General features: G+C 57.8%; 17 protein-coding genes. 9 read left to right on the top strand and 8 right to left on the bottom strand.

Going from position 1 to position 19,685, the window contains the following annotated elements:
- The first annotated feature begins 1 nt into the window (after window position 1).
- The gene (locus tag FGE21_RS11605) at window positions 2–1,198 is read left to right on the top strand and encodes a pyridoxal phosphate-dependent aminotransferase (protein ID WP_139663454.1); all 1,197 of its coding nucleotides are present in this window, start codon (window positions 2–4) and stop codon (window positions 1,196–1,198) included.
- Window positions 1,199–1,274: 76 nt separating this feature from the next.
- On the opposite strand, the gene FGE21_RS11600 is transcribed toward FGE21_RS11605, so the two are convergent.
- Both FGE21_RS11600 and FGE21_RS11595 read right to left on the bottom strand, forming a co-directional pair.
- Complete coding sequence (locus FGE21_RS11600; protein ID WP_139663453.1) at window positions 1,275–1,490, bottom strand: hypothetical protein; 216 nt, start codon at window positions 1,488–1,490, stop codon at window positions 1,275–1,277.
- A 292-nt stretch (window positions 1,491–1,782) separates the two neighbouring features.
- Window positions 1,783–3,123 (bottom strand): aspartate aminotransferase family protein, encoded by a 1,341-nt coding sequence (locus FGE21_RS11595; protein ID WP_218062780.1) that lies wholly within the window; start codon window positions 3,121–3,123, stop codon window positions 1,783–1,785.
- Between the two features lie 316 nt (window positions 3,124–3,439).
- Here FGE21_RS11595 and FGE21_RS11590 point away from each other — a divergent pair, with 316 nt between their 5' ends.
- Genes FGE21_RS11590 through FGE21_RS11580 form a run of 3 tightly spaced genes read left to right on the top strand, consistent with a single transcriptional unit; the run spans window position 3,440 to window position 7,515 of the window.
- Window positions 3,440–4,540, top strand: a complete 1,101-nt coding sequence (locus FGE21_RS11590; protein WP_139663452.1) for an acyl-protein synthetase — start codon at window positions 3,440–3,442, stop codon at window positions 4,538–4,540.
- Window positions 4,512–5,711 (top strand): acyl-CoA reductase, encoded by a 1,200-nt coding sequence (locus tag FGE21_RS11585; RefSeq protein ID WP_176695428.1) that lies wholly within the window; start codon window positions 4,512–4,514, stop codon window positions 5,709–5,711. The genes FGE21_RS11590 and FGE21_RS11585 overlap by 29 nt, the downstream gene beginning before the upstream one ends.
- Window positions 5,712–5,733: 22 nt before the next feature.
- Window positions 5,734–7,515 carry an amino acid adenylation domain-containing protein gene (locus FGE21_RS11580; RefSeq protein WP_176695427.1) on the top strand — a complete coding sequence of 594 codons (1,782 nt, stop codon included), beginning with the start codon at window positions 5,734–5,736 and terminating at the stop codon, window positions 7,513–7,515.
- A gap of 292 nt (window positions 7,516–7,807) precedes the next feature.
- Here the strand turns inward: FGE21_RS11580 and FGE21_RS11575 are convergent, their stop codons facing one another.
- The 6 genes from FGE21_RS11575 to FGE21_RS11550 form a co-directional block, all read right to left on the bottom strand.
- Window positions 7,808–9,016, bottom strand: coding sequence for an LLM class flavin-dependent oxidoreductase (locus FGE21_RS11575; protein WP_139663449.1), 1,209 nt, complete (start codon window positions 9,014–9,016; stop codon window positions 7,808–7,810).
- Entirely contained in the window at window positions 8,973–9,728 is a 756-nt protein-coding gene (locus FGE21_RS11570; protein ID WP_139663448.1) for a spermidine synthase, read from the bottom strand. The genes FGE21_RS11575 and FGE21_RS11570 overlap by 44 nt, the downstream gene beginning before the upstream one ends.
- Window positions 9,725–9,988: an acyl carrier protein gene (locus FGE21_RS11565; protein WP_139663447.1), complete on the bottom strand. Its 264-nt coding sequence runs from the start codon at window positions 9,986–9,988 to the stop codon at window positions 9,725–9,727. Before FGE21_RS11565 ends, FGE21_RS11570 begins: the two co-directional genes overlap by 4 nt.
- 49 nt (window positions 9,989–10,037) lie before the next feature.
- Complete coding sequence (locus tag FGE21_RS11560) at window positions 10,038–10,808, bottom strand: class I SAM-dependent methyltransferase (protein WP_139663446.1); 771 nt, start codon at window positions 10,806–10,808, stop codon at window positions 10,038–10,040.
- A 19-nt stretch (window positions 10,809–10,827) separates the two neighbouring features.
- Entirely contained in the window at window positions 10,828–12,279 is a 1,452-nt protein-coding gene (locus FGE21_RS11555; RefSeq protein WP_139663445.1) for an MATE family efflux transporter, read from the bottom strand.
- A gap of 134 nt (window positions 12,280–12,413) precedes the next feature.
- Entirely contained in the window at window positions 12,414–13,121 is a 708-nt protein-coding gene (locus FGE21_RS11550) for a 4'-phosphopantetheinyl transferase superfamily protein (RefSeq protein WP_139663444.1), read from the bottom strand.
- Between the two features lie 162 nt (window positions 13,122–13,283).
- Here FGE21_RS11550 and FGE21_RS11545 point away from each other — a divergent pair, with 162 nt between their 5' ends.
- From FGE21_RS11545 to FGE21_RS11525, 5 genes are all read left to right on the top strand, one after another.
- Window positions 13,284–14,552 (top strand): coproporphyrinogen-III oxidase family protein, encoded by a 1,269-nt coding sequence (locus FGE21_RS11545; protein ID WP_139663443.1) that lies wholly within the window; start codon window positions 13,284–13,286, stop codon window positions 14,550–14,552.
- Entirely contained in the window at window positions 14,549–15,349 is an 801-nt protein-coding gene (locus FGE21_RS11540) for a cupin domain-containing protein (protein WP_139663442.1), read from the top strand. Before FGE21_RS11545 ends, FGE21_RS11540 begins: the two co-directional genes overlap by 4 nt.
- Before the next feature lie 61 nt (window positions 15,350–15,410).
- The gene (locus FGE21_RS11535; protein WP_176695426.1) at window positions 15,411–16,664 is read left to right on the top strand and encodes an aminotransferase class I/II-fold pyridoxal phosphate-dependent enzyme; all 1,254 of its coding nucleotides are present in this window, start codon (window positions 15,411–15,413) and stop codon (window positions 16,662–16,664) included.
- Window positions 16,654–18,048: a condensation domain-containing protein gene (locus FGE21_RS11530; RefSeq protein ID WP_139663440.1), complete on the top strand. Its 1,395-nt coding sequence runs from the start codon at window positions 16,654–16,656 to the stop codon at window positions 18,046–18,048. Before FGE21_RS11535 ends, FGE21_RS11530 begins: the two co-directional genes overlap by 11 nt.
- 13 nt (window positions 18,049–18,061) lie before the next feature.
- Entirely contained in the window at window positions 18,062–19,678 is a 1,617-nt protein-coding gene (locus FGE21_RS11525; RefSeq protein ID WP_139663439.1) for a radical SAM protein, read from the top strand.
- The last annotated feature ends 7 nt before the right edge of the window (window positions 19,679–19,685 follow it).

Below are 19,685 nucleotides of genomic sequence, written 5' to 3'. Positions count from 1 at the left end.
GATGAGAACCACTTCTATCACACAGCGGCTGGCGGGCTTGGGCGGCGCGAAATGGGACCTGCATCTGGCTGCGCGGGAGCGTCGGGAGCGCGGCGCGGATATCATCGAGATGACAATCGGTGAGCCCGACGTTCCTTTGCCAGACCAACTGGCCGACCATGCGATCTCTGCACTTCGGGCAGGCAGAACACAATACTCCAACGGTCGCGGCGAAGATGATCTGCGGGACGCGCTGGCAGAAGCCTATGCCCAGCGCCGCGGCAGGACGTTTGACCGCGACAATGTGCTTTGTTTTCCTGGGACGCAGACCGCGCTCTATGCTGTCATGCAGGGGGTGGCCGAGACAGGCGACAACGTTCTCGTCGGCGATCCGCTATATGCCACCTACGAAGGTGTGATCCGATCGACTGGCGCCGACATGGTGCCTGTACCGCTGCGCGCGGAACATGGGTTTCGCATGCAGGCCGAGGATGTCGCTGAACGCATCACGGAAAAGACACGCGCCATTTTGCTCAACACGCCCCACAACCCGACCGGGGCAATCCTGCAAAAGCAGGAAGTGGAGGCAATCGCGGCGCTGGCGGTGAAACATGATCTCTGGCTGATCTCGGACGAAGTATACGAGGATCTGGTCTTTGAGGGGACCGAATTCATATCACCTTTGTCGTTGCCGGACGTCGCGGACCGGGTGATTGCTGTCGCCTCAATTTCGAAATCCCATGCGGCGCCGGGCCTGCGGAGCGGCTGGGCAATCGGCCCAAAGGCGTTCATGGATGCGCTGCTTCCCGTGTCCGAAACCATGTTGTTTGGAAATCAGCCCTTCATTGCGGACATGACGGCAGCTGCGATCAGGGAGGGGTCCCCGGTTGCTGCGGGAATGGCCAAACGCTACGCGGCACGGGCTGCCTATCTCGCCGACCGGTTGCAGGCAGAAACCGATCTGCGGGTCCATCGTCCTGACGCGGGTATGTTTGCATTGGTCGATGTCAGCCCGCTCGGGATGGATTGCGATAGCTTCGCCTGGACATTGCTGGAGCAGACCGGCGTTGCGGTCATGCCGGGGTCCTCCTTCGGAGAACACATGATCGATTGGGTCCGCATCGCGCTGACCATACCGGATGACGCCATGGCGCAGGCTGTTGACAGAATATCAACCTTTGCCCAATCGGTGGTGCTCGACCCGGAGCCTGACGCATAATGTGGGGTTTAGCAATGATGAGCGGCGCTCTTCATTTCACAAAAAGTGAATTGGCAATGCCCCGGGTCGCGATCCCCTAGGTTTCGTAACCAAGCCGGTTTGCCGCGCGTGCAGCGGCCTCAAGAAACGCAGCGGCATCGTCGTGGGAAAACAGTATCCCCACGTCGTTGAAGTTCAGAAAGAGCCTGTTCCCGTCGCCTGAAAATCCGGTCGTTCCGATACTGATCGTCGCACCGTTCTCGAGCTTTGCAAAGTCATCGACGTATCGCTTGAAGTCCACCACGGTCGCCATGTCTGTCCTTTCTTTGGGTCTAGCGTTCTGGAACGATCTCGCACTGTTTCCACGGTCAGACCCATCCTTCGACAGGAACGATAGGAGGGCGGCGAAGTCGGCTGGCAAGATGAGTAGCTGCCATTGAACTGGCCGAAATGTACCATCCTGAACATGTCTTGCAAGTCCCACGCCCCATCGTTGCCCGTGATTCAGCCCGACGTTGACACGGTTTTCACCCGTCCAATCCGAGGCACCTGTCCCAGGTGCAATTGAACGAATTCCGGCACTGTCGGGGCTCTATCTGGATCCCTTAAGCCTTGAACCGTGCGGCGAAGGCTGCGACTTTCTCAAACGCTTGCGTCGTACGCTCTCGGAACAGATCAACGTCCTCGCTTTCAAGTGAGACATTGCCATAGAGCCGGTTCAGGTTGGACAGGAGGACCCCTTTCTCTGCCATGGCTTCACCGATCAGCTTGACGGCGTTGGCGCGAAAGAACTGTGCTTTCGGGTCTGGCGCTTCATCGGCCTGGGTCGGCGCGTATGAAAACACCGAACAGGCCGGTTCGCCCGTAATTGACAGTGGAATTCCATAGGCTTGGCCCTCTGAGCGAAGATGGTCCTGACACAACCGCATATGGTCGATCATGTTGCCATAGAGCGATTGGGGATTTGAACGCAGGTAGGATAGGGTCGCGATCACCGCTGCCAGACCGAGCTGATAGCCGTTGAATGTCCCCCCATGAGAGACTTTTCGGCTTTCAATTAGCGACATGATCTTTCGCCGGCCAGCAACGGCTGATACCGGCACGGCGCCCCCGGACATAGCCTTGCCCAATGTGGTTAGATCAGGCGTCACTCCCAGCATGTCTTGCGCACCGCCGAGACCAAGGCGAAAGCCGGTTATCACTTCGTCAAAGATCAAGACGATGCCATGTCTATCACAGAGCGCACGCACGGCTTTCAGATAGCCAGGGGCAGGGTGGCGCCCGCCACCATTGATGTTGATCGGCTCCATCAGGATCGCAGCGATTTCATGGCCTTTGGTCTCGACCAGATGCTGCAGCCGCTCGATGTCGTTCCACGGGATAAGGAAGGACTGATGCTGCGCGATGTCTGTGGCTTTGCCGCCGGTACCGTAGAAGTCGCCCTCAAACTCCTCGGGCGCAGGGTTTGCCTTTGGTCCCGCGCGCCCGCCCATCAGGTTATCCGCATTGCCGTGGTAATGGCCTTCGAAACGCACAAACTTGTTTCTTCCTGTGTATGCGCGCGCCAGGCGCAGTGCATTGAGAACGGCCTCGGTTCCCGAGAGCGAGAACCTGACCATTTCCGCGCAGGGAACGCAGTCGCAAATCAGCTCGACAGCAGTGCGATCAATGACGCCGAGGTTCGCCGCGCTCACTTGGCCCAGCGCGTCTATGAGCGCTTCGTTGTACTGTGGCAAGTTGTGGCCCAGGATATTGGCTCCGAATTTCCCGAAAAGGTCGAGATGTTCGTTCCCGTCCACGTCCCAGATCCGTGATTTTCGGGCGTGGGTGAAATAGACCTGACGCGCTTCCCAAGGGATACGAAAGCTGTAGTGCGTGCCGAGAGGCAGCTTGGACTTCAGGAGTTTTTTTTCCTCCGAGGACTTCTTGAACATCAGGGTTTGCATCGTTTGGAAATCTCCCACAACTCAACCTAAAGGACATCTTTTTCCGGAACCTGTCTAGCCAGTTTACGATTTTACCCAGACGTGAAAATCCCGACGGATGGGCCAGAATTCACACAAAACTGCAACAAAAAAGGCCATATGTCAGTTTCTTCGCCTCTGCTTTCTCAATCGCGCGCCGCATGTCGACACATGAGGGGGCGCTTGCGGATCTGAAGAGGAATTAAATTGTGGGTTGCGCTGCGACGCGTCATGCTGCAGGCTCTACATCTTAAAGGATTAATTTTTACTGCCCCTTGCAGAAGCCCTTACCGTTGGAATGATCACGTTGGACAGAAACGACGTTTTTAGCCTGGCGCCTTTCGGTCAGGGCAAATCCTGGAAACGGACGCAGTTCCTCGAACTCATGCAAGAACTGACGGAGCATCACGCCCGGAGTTGCCCGGAATACGCCCGAATGCTCGTAGCGGCCAACTGTCGGGCCCCATCGTTTCAAGCGCTGGAAGATGTGCCCTTTGTGCCTGCGAATATCTTCAAGTTGCTCAGCCTGGCTTCTGTGCCGCCAGAGGAAGTGTCTCGGACACTCGTGTCGTCCGGGACCACCGGCGGGCCGAGAAGCCGGGTGATGCTGGACCAGTCAACTGCGATGGACCAACTCCGCGCTCTTTTGTGCACGCTCGGCGTCCTGGCTGGGCGAAAATCCGTTCCGGTCCTTATTCTGGACTCCCCCAACACGCTTGCCGATCCGACCGATTCTCGGGTGTCGGGGCGCGCTGGCGGCGTACAGGGGTTTTCGATGCTCGGAAAGTTTCGCAGCTTCGCCCTGGATCATGACTTGAAGCTCGATCCCGGCGCTATCCACGCCTTTCTGGAGCGTACAGACGGCGACCGTTACCTCGTCTATGGGTTCACAAGTATTATCTATGGCCATGTCATCGAACCCCTGCTCCGCAGCAGCCAGCGTTTCGATCTTGCTCAGGGCATTCTTGTGCATGGGGGAGGATGGAAGACGCTCGCCGCGCGGAACATTGGCGATGCGCAGTTTCGGGCCGATGTGGCGGCCGTCAGCGGGCTGACGCGCATCCACAACTACTATGGCATGGTCGAGCAAATGGGCTCGATTTTTCTGGAATGCGAGCAGGGGCATCTACACACGAGTTGCTTTTCGGACATCCTGTTTCGGCGGCCGCGGGACTTTTCGGTCTGTGGCCCCGGCGAAACTGGCATCGCGCAGGTCATGTCAGTGTTGCCCCGATCGTATCCGGGCCACAGTCTGTTGACCGAGGATGAGGGCATGCTCTTGGGAGAAGATGACTGCCCTTGCGGCTGGAGCGGGAAATATTTCCGAATATTTGGCCGTCTGGAAGCGGCAGACGCGAAGGGATGCGGTGATGTTGACGGCTACGCCAGAGCAAGCTGACGTTCAAATCCTTGTCGGGCCAGCGCGGCTGGAGTCCATCAAAGCGGTGCCGCCGCGTCCCTCGGTGGATCCGGAAGTTCTGGCTCTGTTGTCGCGCTGGGCACGCCAGCTTTTGTCGGAGCCCGAGGTCATGACCTATCCCGACGTGATGGCGTTCGCCTCCTGGTGCCGGACGGTGCCGGGGCTTGCTGCGGCGCCCGAAGGCACCTGCCGGATGGGGCGCGGATTGGTATTCCACATCGCTCCGTCCAACGTGCCGACCATGTTTGCCTTTTCCCTCGTGGCCGGGCTTCTCGCCGGCAATGCCAATGTCGTCCGCCTGCCGTCGGGTGGTGACAGGCGGGTGGACCTGCTCTGTGAAACGCTGAGCCAGGTTCTGTCGGAGCCGGAGTTCGAAGCGTTCAGAGATGCCATATGTCTTCTGCGCTACGCCCGTGAGGTCTCAGACGTGACATCCAGGCTCAGTCGGCTCTGCGACGTTCGGGTGATCTGGGGCGGAGACACGACGATCAATGCGATCCGCACCCATGCTATCCCGGCCCATGCCTCTGATCTGGTGTTTGCCGATCGCAGTTCGGCGGCGCTCATCCATGCCGATGCCTGGCTGTCGGCGGACAGCAAGGACCAAACGCTGCGCGGCTTCTACAATGACACCTACCTCTATGACCAGAATGCCTGTTCCGCCCCGCGCGCGGTGATCTGGTGCGGCGAGGCGGTCGAAGAGGCGCAGGCGGATTTCTGGTCGCGGCTGGAAAATCTGCTGGCAGAGCAGTTTGTCCTGAAGCCGATTGCGGCGGTCAACAAGCTGGAATTCGCGATGCAGATCGCGGCCACGGTGCCCAACACCCGGATGCATTCAACGAGCAATCTGGCCGTGCGCACATGGGTTCCGGAGATTTCTGAACATGTGTTCCAGGGCAATCCTGGCCATGGATGTTTCGTCGAAACTCAGGTGACCGAGATCGATCAGCTCTTTGCTAGCCTGCCGCGCCGGATTCAAACCCTTTCCTATTTCGGCCTGGATCCGCAGCAAATTCGGCAATGCCTGATCAAGGCACGAGCGCGCGGAGTTGACCGGGTGGTGCCGATTGGAAAGACCCTGGATTTTTCGCTGATTTGGGATGGGCACGACATTATCGGCACCTTGTCGCGCACCATCCGTATTGATTAGGACACCCGGGAGGTTGATGGACATGAGCCGCCAATCCATTCAGCGTTTTGTAGACCGCGCGTTTCTGAAGGCAGAGCCGACCAATGCTGCCATTGTCCAGTCGAACATATCCATGTCGTGGGCCGAGTTGGAGGCCAGAACGCGCGTACTTGCGGCGTCGCTTGCCGGGGCGTCGCTAGGCAAGGGGAAGCGCATTGCCGTCCTCACAAATGACCGGGTTGCCATGATTGTGAGCATGTTGGCTATCTTTCGCGCCGGTGCCGTCTTTGTTCCCTTCGATGCAGCCCATCCACGCGAACAGCTTTTGAAGATGTGCCAGGTGGCCGAACCGTCGGCCCTGATCTCAGACGACAGCTGCTCTGACGAAGAGAAATCCGCCATCGGAGCCAGTATCGCCACGCAACTCTCTTTGGCGGATATTCCGCTGAACGCGGAGCTTCCGCCTGACATCGAGAAAACCTCGCCTGACGATCCCGCATATATCTACTTCACCAGTGGCACGACCGGCACGCCGAAGGCCATTTTGGGCCGAAGTGGCGGATTGGTTCACTTCATCGAGTGGGAGGTCTCCAGTCTTGACCTGCCCAAAGGGATCCGCGTGGCGCAGACCACAACACCTGGACACGACCCGTTTCTCCGAGATATCCTTGTGCCGCTTTCGCGTGGTGGCAGCATCATGATACCGCCGGAGCGGAACACCATCCTCGTGCCAAGAGACCTTGTGGATTGGGTGTCCACGAGCGACGCGAACCTTCTGCATATGACGCCCACGATTTTCCGCAACCTGTGTGGTGGACGCCTGCGTGCCGAGGATGCCCCCAACCTGAACTGGTTGTTGATCGCAGGGGAAAAGCTGAACACCGTGGACGTGCAGGGCTGGTATCAGCAATTCGGACATCAGGCCGCGCTCTACAATCTCTATGGTCCAACCGAAACGACGCTGGCAAAGTTCTGTCACAAAATCTCGGCGAATGATCTCAACACCCCCATCGTTCCGATTGGTCGGCCGATCTCAGAGACAGAGTTCGCTGTTCTCGACGAAAACGGTGCGCCCTGTGCCCGGGGAACTGTTGGGGAGCTTGAGATTCGGACCCGGCATGCAAGTCTTGGCTACTTCAATAGCGCAGCGCAGGGCGGGTTTCAGTTCTGCGACGGCGACGCCGTGGTGCGCTACCGGACCGGCGATTTTGTCTCTCAACAGGCGGACGACACGCTGAGTTTCGTTGGCCGACGAGACCGTCAGGTCAAGCTGCTTGGAGAACGGATCGAACTGGCGGAGGTCGAGAGTGCCATCCTATCCGCAACGCCGCTTCGCAGCTGTCACGTTCTCGTTGCGCCGGGTGCGTCAAACGCGGATGAACTGGTGGCCTTCTACATTGACGACGGATCGGAGGCGCAAGAGGCCTTTGATCGGTCCGCTTTGACCCATATCCTGTCTCCAGCCCGCATCCCTCGCCGTTTCATTCCAGTGGCGGCCTTTCCGTTGACAGCGAATGGAAAGATGGATGAGGCGGTTTTGCTGCGCATGGCAGATGCGGCCGGAACCGGCGTCGCGCCTGTCGATGAAGCCGAAACCCAGGCGAATGGGCTGACGGAACAACTGTTCGAGATTTGGCGTTCGGTTCTATCGCATGACGACTTCGGCACAGACGACGCGTTTATGACCGTGGGGGGCGACTCGATGACGATCATGCAGCTTGTGATGCAGGTCGAAGAGAATTTCGGCTATGAGTTGAGCCTGTGGGACGTCTTCGAGGACCTTACAGTCAACAAGTTGACCACCCTGATTGAGGAAGCCGCTTAGTTGGTGATTGCCCCTATGGAGCGGTCCGGAGACGCGTCCCGGTGTTGTTCCGGAGAATTGACCCGACCCAAATTTGGCGTCGCTGTCTCTGATCAGCTGCCATCGAAGGCGACATCACAAGGATCGCGGTCAGACCGGACGCCTACGTCTGCTGGCCCCTTTCGGGGGATCAGGCTTCCCCAGGCCTCGTCCGGGAAACGTAAATGGCCTGATGAGCCGCGCTCAGTGGCAGTGCAGAAAATCTTGGCAGGCGGGTTCGGTGAGGCTGCCGAGGAGAACCGGTTTGCGTCATTTACACGAGGATCGGGGCCGTCGCCCGTTTTCTCAGGGTCTGACGGAGTTTCGGCATGACCTCTTCCTGCATGAGACGCATCGAGTTCCTGAAGCGCTCAGGGTGCGGATGCGTGTCGAAATGTACCATCAGCAATGTGCCAAACCCGCCGACGTCTTCGTAGAACCGTTCCAAGCGCTCACACACCGTGTCCGGGCTGCCAACCATCCAAACGTTGTCGAGCATGTAGTCGGCGGTAACATCCTCATCTGCGACTGACTCGTCATGCTTGAGCGAGAAGAGCCCGCCAAAAATCTGGATGACCCGCTTGAAGTGCTCATTGAACGCGCGCGGCATGCTGCTTTCGCGCAAATGAGCACGAGCGATATCATCTGTTTCTGCCGCATAGACGACCCGAGCGATGCGCCAGTCCTTTCGGTCGGGCTTTCGTCCCCCCTTTTCGGCGCCCTCTGCGTAGGCCTCCCATTGGCTGCGTACGATGCTTGCGTTGATGTCGAAGAAGCTGAGCGGCAGGAAACCTTGCTCGCCGCCCCAGCGCAAAGTCCGTGAATTCGGTGACGTGCCCGCGACGGCAATCGGAGGGTGCGGAGCCTGTTTGGGCTTGATGTGGTATTCCCAGCCGAACTTGCGATTGGCGAGCGGGATCTTCAGACGCCAGAACTTGCCCTCACGATCAATCGCGCCTTGCGAGCTCCACATTTCTCGCATCATGTCGATGGATTCTCGCATCCGTTCGCTTGCATCATGATCGCGCGGCGAGATGCCCATCATCTCGAAGTCCGTCGGCGCGCCGCCCGGACCGATGCCGAACATGAAACGCCCATGAGAAAGGTGATCCAGCGCCGCGATCTTATGCGCAAGTTCCGCGGGATGGTGATATCCGATCACCTTTATTCCGGTGCCAAGCCGAATGCGCTTTGTAAGGGCGAAGGCCTGAGACAAGAGCAACTCGGGTGACGCCTGGTTCTCCCATCGGTTGCAGTAATGCTCGCCGACCCATCCCTCGGCGAAGTCGAGCGCCTCTGCGTGGACAATCGTGTCACGGTCTTCTTCCCAACAAGCAACCAGTTCACGCTCGGGGAAATGAAGTGGCACCACAAAGAGCCCGAGAGTCGGAATATCTGATCTGTCGGCCGCGTTCAGCTCAAACGAGGTATGCTGACTTTCAGTTGGCATTGATGATCTCCTCTGCCAGAGCAGGTCGACCATCGGCCGATTTCTGAGGTGAGATGTAATAGACGAAATGAAAGGGTTCTTGACCTGGCGTGCCGAGGTAGACCGGCTCTGCGGTCCAGGACAGTCCAAGCGCCGCCAGCCGCGCCGCGAATGCCTCTGACCGGGTTGCCGACCAGTAACCGACAACACCCTGGGGTTTGAGCCGGAGAAGGATCTCTCTGAGCCCTTCCTGCTGGTATATGGCTGCGTTTTCCTCGCGAACCATCCAATCTGGACCGTTGTCGGTGTCAAGAAATATGACGTCAAAAAGCCGGTCTGTTCGGGCCAGATATGTCCGGATGCATTCTGTTTCGAGATGCACGCGCGGATCCCGGAGAGGCCAGCCTGCGAGGTGCCCGATCTCGTTCTGGTTCCATTGAGCAACCGCCGGCACCAGTTCGCAGACGTGTACGGCGCATGCCTCGGGCAAATGATCCAGGGCCGCACGCAGAGTGAAGCCCATGCCAAGTCCGCCGATCAAGACGCGCGACGGCGCGGCTTGTGATGGGTTTGTTCTGTCCCGCCCACCCGCCACCGCGCGGCCGAATGCCAGCTCCGACGTCGGATCGGCATTCGACATCAGCTCTATGCCGTTGAAACGTATGTCGAACATCGCGCCACGGCGCCGAAGAACGACTGTATCGCCGGTCCCGAGCACGGAGGTATCAAGCACTTCCCAGCGCACTGGTTCACATGGCACGGTCATTCGGCCGGTCTCTGCGCTATTGCATCGGATACGAGGCTCTCGGTGAAGGAAAGGAAGTCACCCAAGGTCGCATATCGGTTGAGATCGAGGCTGGCGTCGTCGAACTCCATGCCAAATGCCTGCTCGATATGGACGGTCATTTCGATGAACGAGTAGGAGTCAAAACCGTTGTCAGAAAGCGGGCGGGTTTCCTCGAACACGAGGCCATCCACATTGTGACGCTGCAAGACGCCGAGAATTCGGCTTCGGATCTTTGTCATGTTGGTTTGCCTTTCCAAACTGGGCACCCTGGCAGGAATGGAGGGTGGTTCAGAGCCGTTCGGCGACCAAAGAAAAGCCGCGGCCTTCGGCGTAATCGGTGTTGAACTGCAGTACTTTGAACCCGGTCAGCTCTAGCAACAGCTCCATTTCGGCCTTGAGCACATAGCAGAAGTGTACGGTGGCAGAAATCGGCGCGGCGTTTTCTGTGTCTTCGGCCATGTTGCGGTAGGTGCACTGCCAACTCTGCCGCTGTTCGTGCGGTTCGTTCTCGAAGCTGACCGTCAGCATGTAAGCTGTGCCGTCAGCGGTGCGAAACCGCGTGTATTCGGTTAGGCCCTCTTCGCAGATCGCCTTGTAGTAGGGTTGGAAGAAGTCCGTAATCAGCAACCCGCCTGGACGCAGATTGCGGCGACAATTTTCAAAGAGCGCACGTTGCATTGCCTTGTTTGGCAGGGCAATCACCAACCCTTCGGACATGACAATGGCGTCATATGGCTCGGGCCCTTGAAACGTGGTCGCATCGTCCAACAGCAGGGTGACATTGCCGCGCGTTTCCTGGCTTTCTTGCGCGAGCTTTCGTTCGAGCACCCGATGCATTGACGGGGCAATGTCGATGCTGGTCAGCGTGTAGCCGGATCGCGCCAGATCCACCGTCAGAAGGCCAGTGGCGCTGCCCAGTTCGAGTATTTTGTCACTCAGGGCCAGATTGTCGAAATAGATGCGGTTGAAATCCTGTAAACTCTGGACCCGGCGCCTCCCGAAGAAGGGGGAGTCGTCGTATATGTCTGAAAGGAAATCATCATAGTCTATATCCTGCATCTATTGTCCTCCGAGTATCTTACATTTGGAACTCCACGGACTCCGCCTGGTCCGGATCAGATTTGGCGTCAGGGTTCTCCATCGCTGCCGCTGGAATGACTTTGGAAAAGCGGAAAAGCATCAGGACCGCCGCGGCTGAAAGTGCAATCACGAACGCGGCCCAAACCCCATAGGACCCCAACTTCAGCCCAAACCCGAGAATCAGGGCAGCCGGACACCCGATAATCCAGAAACTGATCGCGGCCAGCTGCATCGGAACCGTCGTATCCTTCACCCCGCGCAATGCACCGCTGGCCGTGGCCTGTACCGCGTCAAAGACCTGATACGCGGCAGCGAACAGCAAGAGCGTCATACCCATCTGCATCACAGCCGCGTTCTCGGGGCGGCTCTCATCAATGAAAAGCCCGATGATCGGCTCTCGCAACAGCACAAAGATCACGGCCACGGATGCCATGATGCAAGCGCCAAGACCGATCGACGTGACCCCCGCAGTCCAAACACCCCCGGGTGAAGCCGCACCTTTGGCAAGCCCAACCCGTATCCCCGCGGCTGTTGCAATGCTTGCCGGGACGATGAAGGTTGTGGCGGCAATCGTCATGACAATGTGATGGCCCGCAAGCGCGGTCGCCCCAAAGTATCCCATAAGTAGGGTGCCCCCTGTAAAGAAGGCCACTTCCAGCACGATCATCAGGCTGATCGGGATGCCGATGGCAAGAATTTCGAGCAGTCTCGCACCGTCTGGCTTCAGCACGCCGGCCAGCACCCTGAACCGTTTGAGCGGTGCATAGTTTGTCACGACCAGCAACATGACAGTGAAGGCCAAGGTCTGCGTCACAAGGCTGGCGATGGCTGCGCCCTTCAGTCCCAGCTCCGGAAACCCAAAGTTGCCGAAGATCAGCGTGTAGTTGCCGAACACATTGGCAAGCGCTGCGATCGCGATGACAAAGAGAGGGATCCGAGGGCGTCCGACGGCAATCGCATATTGGGTGAGGACGCCATAGCAGATCGCGACTGGCAAGATCGGTGTGAAGATCCGCGCATAGGCCCCTGCCGCTGCCGAAAGGTCGCGGTCCTGCCCGATTGCGAGCATCAATGGCTCGGTAAACTGCAATGCAATCGCGAAAGGCAGGCCAACGCCAAAGCCGACCCAAAGGCCCATGCTGGTGGAAAGGGCAATATCGTGCTCATCAACGGCATCGGCCCCCAGGCTCTGAGCCACAAACACGCCGACCGCCGAAGAAATCCCGGCGCCGAAGAAAAGCACCGTCAAATAAGGGCTTTGGGACAATGAGACCGCGGCCAAAGCGTCGGTGTCGTAGCTCGCCAGCATCAGGGTATCGGTTGTCGAGATCAGTCGCTGGACGACCTGCGTCAGCATGATCGGGATCGCCAGCAAGAAAAGCTGCCGCACTTCGAGTGAAATCGCAGCTAGCGAAAGTGTAGCCAGCTTGGCACGACCAAAGTAACCCATTCCAACAAGCTCTTTCTATTGGCGTTGCCGTTAAATCTATCGTCTGCAATCAAAATTCGACTTCTTTGACGCCACGGCGCAGCCAAGAAGACCTCCCGGCTGGCTGCATACCGCTTGGCGGGTCGACGCACAGCCTAGGATAGTAAAAGAGATTCATCACGCAACCCTTCATTGAAATTCATCGGTGGGACCTGTGATTTTCTGCCTATTCGCACGGCACAGCAGATAGAGCCATTCCCGAGGTGGCGCAGAGTCACGCACCACTGCAGGTCAACCGGCAGAGGCGATCCGGGTTCTGGCCGAATGCTCAGGGTTTTGACGCAAACTGAAAAGCTATCCAATGGGGTTGAGAGGCCAGTACCGAATGCCTTGAGGACCGCCTCTTTCATGGTCCAAATCTGGAAGAACGCTGCCTTTCGGTCCTCTGGCGCCACGCTGTTGAGGTATTGCCTTTCCGGACCGGACAGCACCCTGGACACGCTCAGATCAAGCTCTCGGTCGATGTGCTCTATGTCGACGCCCACTAAATAGCGCGAGAAGGCGCAGGCAACGTAGCGCCTGGAGTGGCTAATGCTGAAATGCAACGGCGCGCCATTGGGGACGCGCACTCTTGGCTTACCCAAAGGATCATAAACGATCTCAACCTGCTCCGGCGCTTGGCCCAACCTGCGTCCAAGTTCCAATCGAAGCAATCCATGAGCTGCCACATACGCCGCCTCGTCGCGGGCAAAGCGAAAGCGGTCAGCACGCGCTTGTTCGACGGGCGTGAGAGCTGTGTACAATTGCGACGTGATAGGCGCGCGTGCATCCGGGACCGCCATCCAACATACCAGCTCAGACATAGCGCGCTCATCCCTTCGCAGCTCCTCACGCGGCCACTCTTTAGGGCACTATGCTTATGAGGGTATTTGCCCCAAATAAACGCTCAATGGTTGCAATGCGCAAGTGTGAAGATAACCTTAACGAGAGTGAGATTCGTTTCATCCACTGGTTAGGAATTTTCCATGTCACATAGTTTTGGAAAGAATACTGGCGTTCACTACTATCCGTCACACAACTTTGACACGCAATCCAAACTAGAGCGACGTGTCTCTCCTGGCGAGAAGATCGCTCTTTATGTCCATATACCTTTCTGTGAAACGCGTTGCTTTTTTTGCACTTTCTCTATCGTAGCCGGGTCCAAATTCACTGGAGACCTGGTCGTTCAGTATATGAGCGCGCTCAAGGCCGAGATGGCGTATTTTGGTCGGATACTGCGTGAGCAAGATGTCTCCGTTGCGCGGATTCAAATTGGCGGTGGAACGCCCACCGCAATCAGCGCCGACCAAATCAAGGCAATGTTTGATGACATCTTCGAACTCTTCGATTGCTCCGAACTGGAAGAAATCGTCTTCGAAGGCTTTCCAAGTTCGATCACGCGCGAGAAGATCCGCGCGCTGAAATCCCTAGGCGCCGTCAAACTGAATGTTGGAGCCCAAACCTTCGATCAAACCCTGCTGGACGAAGCAGGACGGCGCCATGATGCCACGGAAGCAATTGAAACCTTCCATATGTGCAAGGAGGAGGGGATTGCCTCGCTTGGCATCGACTTGATCTATGGATTGCCGGGTAGCTCTCCCGCGATCGTGGAGCGGGACATCGGCATCCTCGCCGAACTGCCCGTCGATCACCTCGCATTTTACCCGCTGTGGATTTACGAGAAAACCACATTCGACAAACAGATCCGCAACGGCAAGTTCGACGTTCCCAAGTTCGAGCAACTCTGCGAACAGCTTTCCGTCGGTTCGCCTCTGCTCGCGCAAGCCGGTTTCCATCGCTACACGTCCTTCCACTACGCTCGCGGCCCGCAACATCACCACGGCTATGGGCTTTGGCAGATGGACACCAGGGATTGGCTGGGCCTTGGCATGTCCTCGATGAGTTGCCTTCAAGGCACTGTGTTCTTCAACGAAAAAAACATCGAGAAGTACATGAAAGGGATCAACAACGGCCAGTATGAGACCGGCTATGGACGCCGCATGGATCGCGATCAGCAGATGCGATTCTGTCTGCTCTATGGGATTAGACGAAAAGAATATCTGACGGCTGACTTCGCGGCACGGTATGGCGTGCAGCCGCAGGTGTATTTTGCGGACCTCCTGGACCACCTAGCGCATCTTGGGTTCATCGAGGTCACCACTACGTCGATTTCGTTGACGACTGAGGGAATTGTCAGCCTGGGGATCGTCGAGAGCATCATAAACAACGGGCTCGACGAGTTGGTAGCGCAATGAGTGAAGCCCCTTCGCAATCGGCGTTTCCCGCCAGAGCTCCGCACCCTTCGCCAACAGGTCAAGTCCTGACCTGCACCGAAAGCAAGAACCTGTTGATTGAACAGTGGACACTGAACGAGGCCAGCGAAAGCGCAGGCTTGCTCAACGGGAACGGTTTGAATGCGCTTCTTCTCGTTCAGGAGGGCAGTCTGGAGTGCAGACACAATCGCTGTGGATCACCTGTCCGTATGGCCTCGGGCGACTATATCGTCGTCACCGGCGCAGACCAGCTGCACGAGGTCACCGGCGCTGCAACAGTGGTTCGCTGTCTCTTTCATGGAGATGTCGAACACGAGCGGTTCCCTGAGACACGTCGTAACGTGGGGGCTCTGTCTGTCTCGAACGTGTTTGCCGATCGCCCCCGGATCGTAACGGTTTGCGAGACCCGTTTCGTCAGGTTCGATGTCGTAACCTCGCTCGGCCACGCGTCACCGGGGGGGCGTGAATGCGACAGCAGCTCTCACGAATGGCTGCTCATGTTGAAGGGCGACACGGTCTTTACCATCGAAGGGACAGAGTATCCCCTGACTGCGGGAGACACCATCTATCTGCCGCCCGGGGTTCCCAACGGGGTGCGCGATACAAATGTCGAAAGTGGAACCGTTTGGATGGCGGTGTTTTATCGCGGTGCGATCGGCGACTTTGACTGGCAGCCGCGCGCCGCAGAAGCGTCCGCATCAACGGATCCTTTGGCCGATGGCAGGAAAATGTCTGCCGCGGCCCGACGGCTCAAAGCGTTCCGGGAACTCCAAGGGTAGATCGATGTTTGTATCCAAAGAAGGAGCTGCGCTCGCCAGTCCCAATGGGTTGCGAACCATAATGGAGGACATCGCGCAAACGCTCCACACCGCTGATCAAGGCAACGGGAACTTCGTCAATCTTGGTATCGGCAATCCGGCACCGATCCCTGAGGTCACAACCTATTGGCGCTCCCTGACCCAAGAGGTGATCGACGAGAATGCGACTTGCAAAATGGGTTCTTACGGCGCTTCGCGCGGCGAGGAGGCGCTGCTACTGGAGATCGCCCGTTTCTTTCGGACGCATCTCGACTGGGACATCGGTCCGGAGAACATTGTGGTGGGTCCCGGAAGTCAGTTTCTGTGTTTTGCTGCGGGCGTGCTTTTTGCCGATTGTGATCACCCGATCATACTTCCCCGTTTGCCAGATTACACTGGTTATGATGCGCTGCGCGCTGGACGAAACGCGCTGCGGGGCATTGAACCGCAAGTGGAAATCCTCGATCAACGTTCGTTCCGCTACCGATTGGACGAGAGCGCGCTTGCGAAGATTGATCGGGCAGGCCTTTTTGTGGCCTCGACTCCGAGCAACCCTGTATCGGACGTCTTGGACCAGCGGGCGCTATTGCTGATCCTGGATGCCGCAAAGCGGACGAACGCTACGGTTCTGCTCGATCACGCCTACGGTTTGCCCTTTCCGGCCATCGCGCACGGCACCACCTGGATGACGCTGGACCCGCGTGTGCTGCATTGCTTCAGCCTGTCCAAGGCAGGCCTGCCTGGCGCACGCTTGGGGTTTGCGATCGGGGACCCCGACCGGATTGACGCAATGACCGCGTTTGTGTCGAACACCGTATTGCATGCCTCGCGCCTGTCGCAGGACATTGCGACGGCTGCGCTGCGCGATCAGAGCATTCTGGCATTGGTCCGCAACAATATCTCCCCTCATTACCGCAGGGCAGCCGTGCATGCGCAGCGCGCGGCTCGTGACTGTCTTCCCGCGTCGATAAACTGGAAAACCCACGCGCAAGACGGTGGGATGTTCCTTTGGCTATGGTGTGACGAGCCATGGAGCGACGACCTGGAACTCTACCGCATGGGCAAGGAACGCGGTGTTTTCTTTACGCCCGGGCGCTATTTTTTCCTGGGTTCTGAGCAAGAGCATGCCTGGATGAAGCAATGCCTGAGGATCAGCCTGAATCAGCCCGCCGAGACATTGGAACACGGCTTGACGATCCTGGCTGACTGCATGCGCGCACTCAGAGACAGCGCCCCCAGACCCGCATGGGATCGCCCGTTGTCTCGCACTGCTGACCGGGGGGTGCATGATGCCTAGGGGCGCGTGTCCGGAGAGCCTCCCAAAGCCCGATGTGGTCGACGCCACTTCGCGCTTGCAAGGGCATGTCCGCCCTCTCTCTCCGCTGCAAGAGGGGATGTATTTCCACCATCTGCAGGTGCGCAACACCGTCTACCTTGAGCAGATGACCTGCGAGATTCGCGGACCATTGGACGTCGATATCGCAACGCGTGTCGCAGAAACCTTGGTGCGCGAGCATGAAATTCTGCGCACGGTCTTCACAATTCGCCCGCCGAAGGGCCTGCGCCAGGTGATATTGCCCTATGTCCGACTGGATATTGAGTGTCTCGACCTGCGTGCGGCAGCAGAACCGGATGTGGCGATTGAAGCGATCTTGGACCGCGAAGCGGCATGCAATCTCGATCTGGCGAGTGCCGCGTCTCGGTGCAAACTTCTGCAGCTGGCCGACGAGACCTTTGTTTTTTTGTGGACCTACCACCACATTATCATGGATTCTTGGACACTCTTGATGCTGCAGGAGCAGTTCACACAGCTTTATGCGGCGGCGCTTCGGGGCGAGCCTCTGCGGCTGGAGAAGCAACCGCGGCAATACCGGGACTACGTCGACTGGACCCTCGGTGAGACCAAGGTCAAGGCAGTGGCGTTCTGGCGTGGCTATCTTGGACGAGGCAGGTCACGTGTGCCTTTTGAACTGCCGTTGGAAACGATCGACCAGTGTATCGAGACGACCAAGGCCGACTTGAAACTGTCCGTTCTCGATCGTCTTGATCAGCTGGCCAGCCTGCACAAGGTCACACCGAACAGTGTCTTTCTCGCTGCCTGGTGCGCCTACTCCTTGACCCGTCACGGCCGAGAAGAAGACGTCATCGGCTGTGTCTATGCCAACCGCCTGCTACCATTCCGGGGAGCCGGCTCGGTGGCGGGTCTCTTCGTCAATTCGCTTCCGATACGCTGCGCGCGTCACAGTAGTGCCGCCGAACAGATCAAGGCGGTGCATCGCCACATGATGCAATGGCCCGGCAATGGCTGGTTGTCGCTCAGCGAAATCATGGCCACCGGCGGGCTGACCGCCAACGATCTGTCGAGCCTCGTCAACATCTCGATAGATCAGCCGAGGATCAGCAATACCCATACCAGCACCCTTCCGATTGAGATCGACAAGATCCGCTATCGGGAACAGGCGCATTTTGCAGTCTGTTTGGACGTCTTCCTCAACCGCGACAACCCGAGCCTGGCGGTCCGACACGATACCCGCAAAGGCCGTTGGGACGCGTCCGAAGTGTGCGACGTGTTAGAGGATATTCTCGCATGGTTCGAAAGGACCCCAGACACCAGCCTTCGGGAGCTGGTGATATCGCGTGCGGCTCAGGATCTAGTGGCCCACACGGATTTCGACTTTTAGGGAGCCGGAACGCATGACCCAAGACTTCGATATCGATTGCCTTATCGTCGGCAACAACCAAATGAATTTCTCGGAATACGTTCGCACCCTTCGCCAAATGGGCGAAAAAGCCGGGGCGTTTCGTGATGTCGGACTTAGCTTTTACGAGGCCAACGGCGAAATCCTGTCCTGCACCGATCATTTCAATCGGCACTATCGGTCCGACGGCGCAGAGTTCAGCTATGATAACGTCCTCAGCGCTACTGTGACGGTCATGGGGAGTTTCCTTGACCAGGCTGGCTTCTCGTTCGACTTCATCAACAGCTTTCAGGAAGGACGCGAAAAACTGGTGTCCCTCCTGAAAGAAAAACGTATTCGCGCCGTCGCCATCACCACGACCTACTATGTCTTCGCCCTTCCCATCATGGAGATCATGGACCTCATCCGCACTCATGCGCCACAGGTCAAAGTCATCGTCGGCGGCCCCTACATCAATACGCAGTTCAAGATCAACGGGCAGGAAGAGTTCGCCTTTCTGATGTCGCAAATCGGAGCGGACTACTATGTCGTCAATTCGCAGGGCGAACAGGCGCTGGTCGATGTGCTGTCGGCTCTGCGTGACAACAAAGAACCCACCGACGTGCCAAACTGTATCGCCGCAGCAGCTGCACCGACCCCGGGTTTCCGGCAGACAGCCGAGGTCCACCAACTCGCCGATCACATGACGACCTGGTCGCTGTTCCGGGATGCTGTCGGCGAGGACAATCGCAGGATGGTGATGACGCGCACAGCTGTTTCCTGCCCCTTTTCCTGTTCGTTCTGCAGTTTCCCCGCACATGCCGGGACCTACCGCTATCTGCCTCCGGACCTTGTGATCAAGGAGCTGGACCATATCGAGGCGCTCGGTTCTGTGAACAGTGTGACCTTCATCGATGATACGTTCAACGTACCGATCCACCGCTTTGAAGACATTCTTGAGCGCCTGCTGAGGCGCAATTACAGCTTTCGCTGGAACTGCAACCTCCGGCTGCAGCACGTCAACGAGAACATTATTTCAAAGCTCAGGCAGGCGGGGTGCGAAGGTGTGTTCCTCGGGCTTGAGTCCGGCAGCGACACCATCTTGCGCAACATGAACAAGAAGTCGCGTGCACGGAGCTACCTCCAGGGTCTGAAGTGGCTGCGGCAACACGAAATCATGAGTTACGCGTCTTTCATAATCGGCTTCCCCGGTGAGACGGACGAAACCGTAGGCGAGACGATCGCGATGATTGAGGAGGGGCAGCCTGACTTTTTCCGAGCGCAGCTTTGGTACTATGATACGATGACGCCAGTCCACGATAGCGCTGAAAAATACGGGCTCCGGAACTCGCAATTCGAATGGACCCACAACACCATGACGTCCCGGCAGGCTGCCGACTGGATCGAACATATTCATGGCAATATCACCAAATCTGTGTGGCTGCCGCAGAACGATTTCGATTATCCCAGCCTGTTCAACCTCTTGAGCCGTGGGTGGAGCATAGAGCAGATCAAGGCATTCTTGCGCGATTTCAACAGCCGTGTGCGCCGGAGACTGGGCAACGAGGGGCAGGCACCGCCTATTGCGCTGGTGCAAAACGACGCAGTCGCCAACGTGACCTTTGCATTTTGAATTCGAA

This window comes from Phaeobacter sp. B1627 (assembly GCF_006265095.1).
GTDB lineage: Bacteria > Pseudomonadota > Alphaproteobacteria > Rhodobacterales > Rhodobacteraceae > Epibacterium.
The sequence above is the reverse complement of the archived record's forward strand: the minus strand, read 5'-3'. Positions and strand labels throughout refer to the sequence as shown.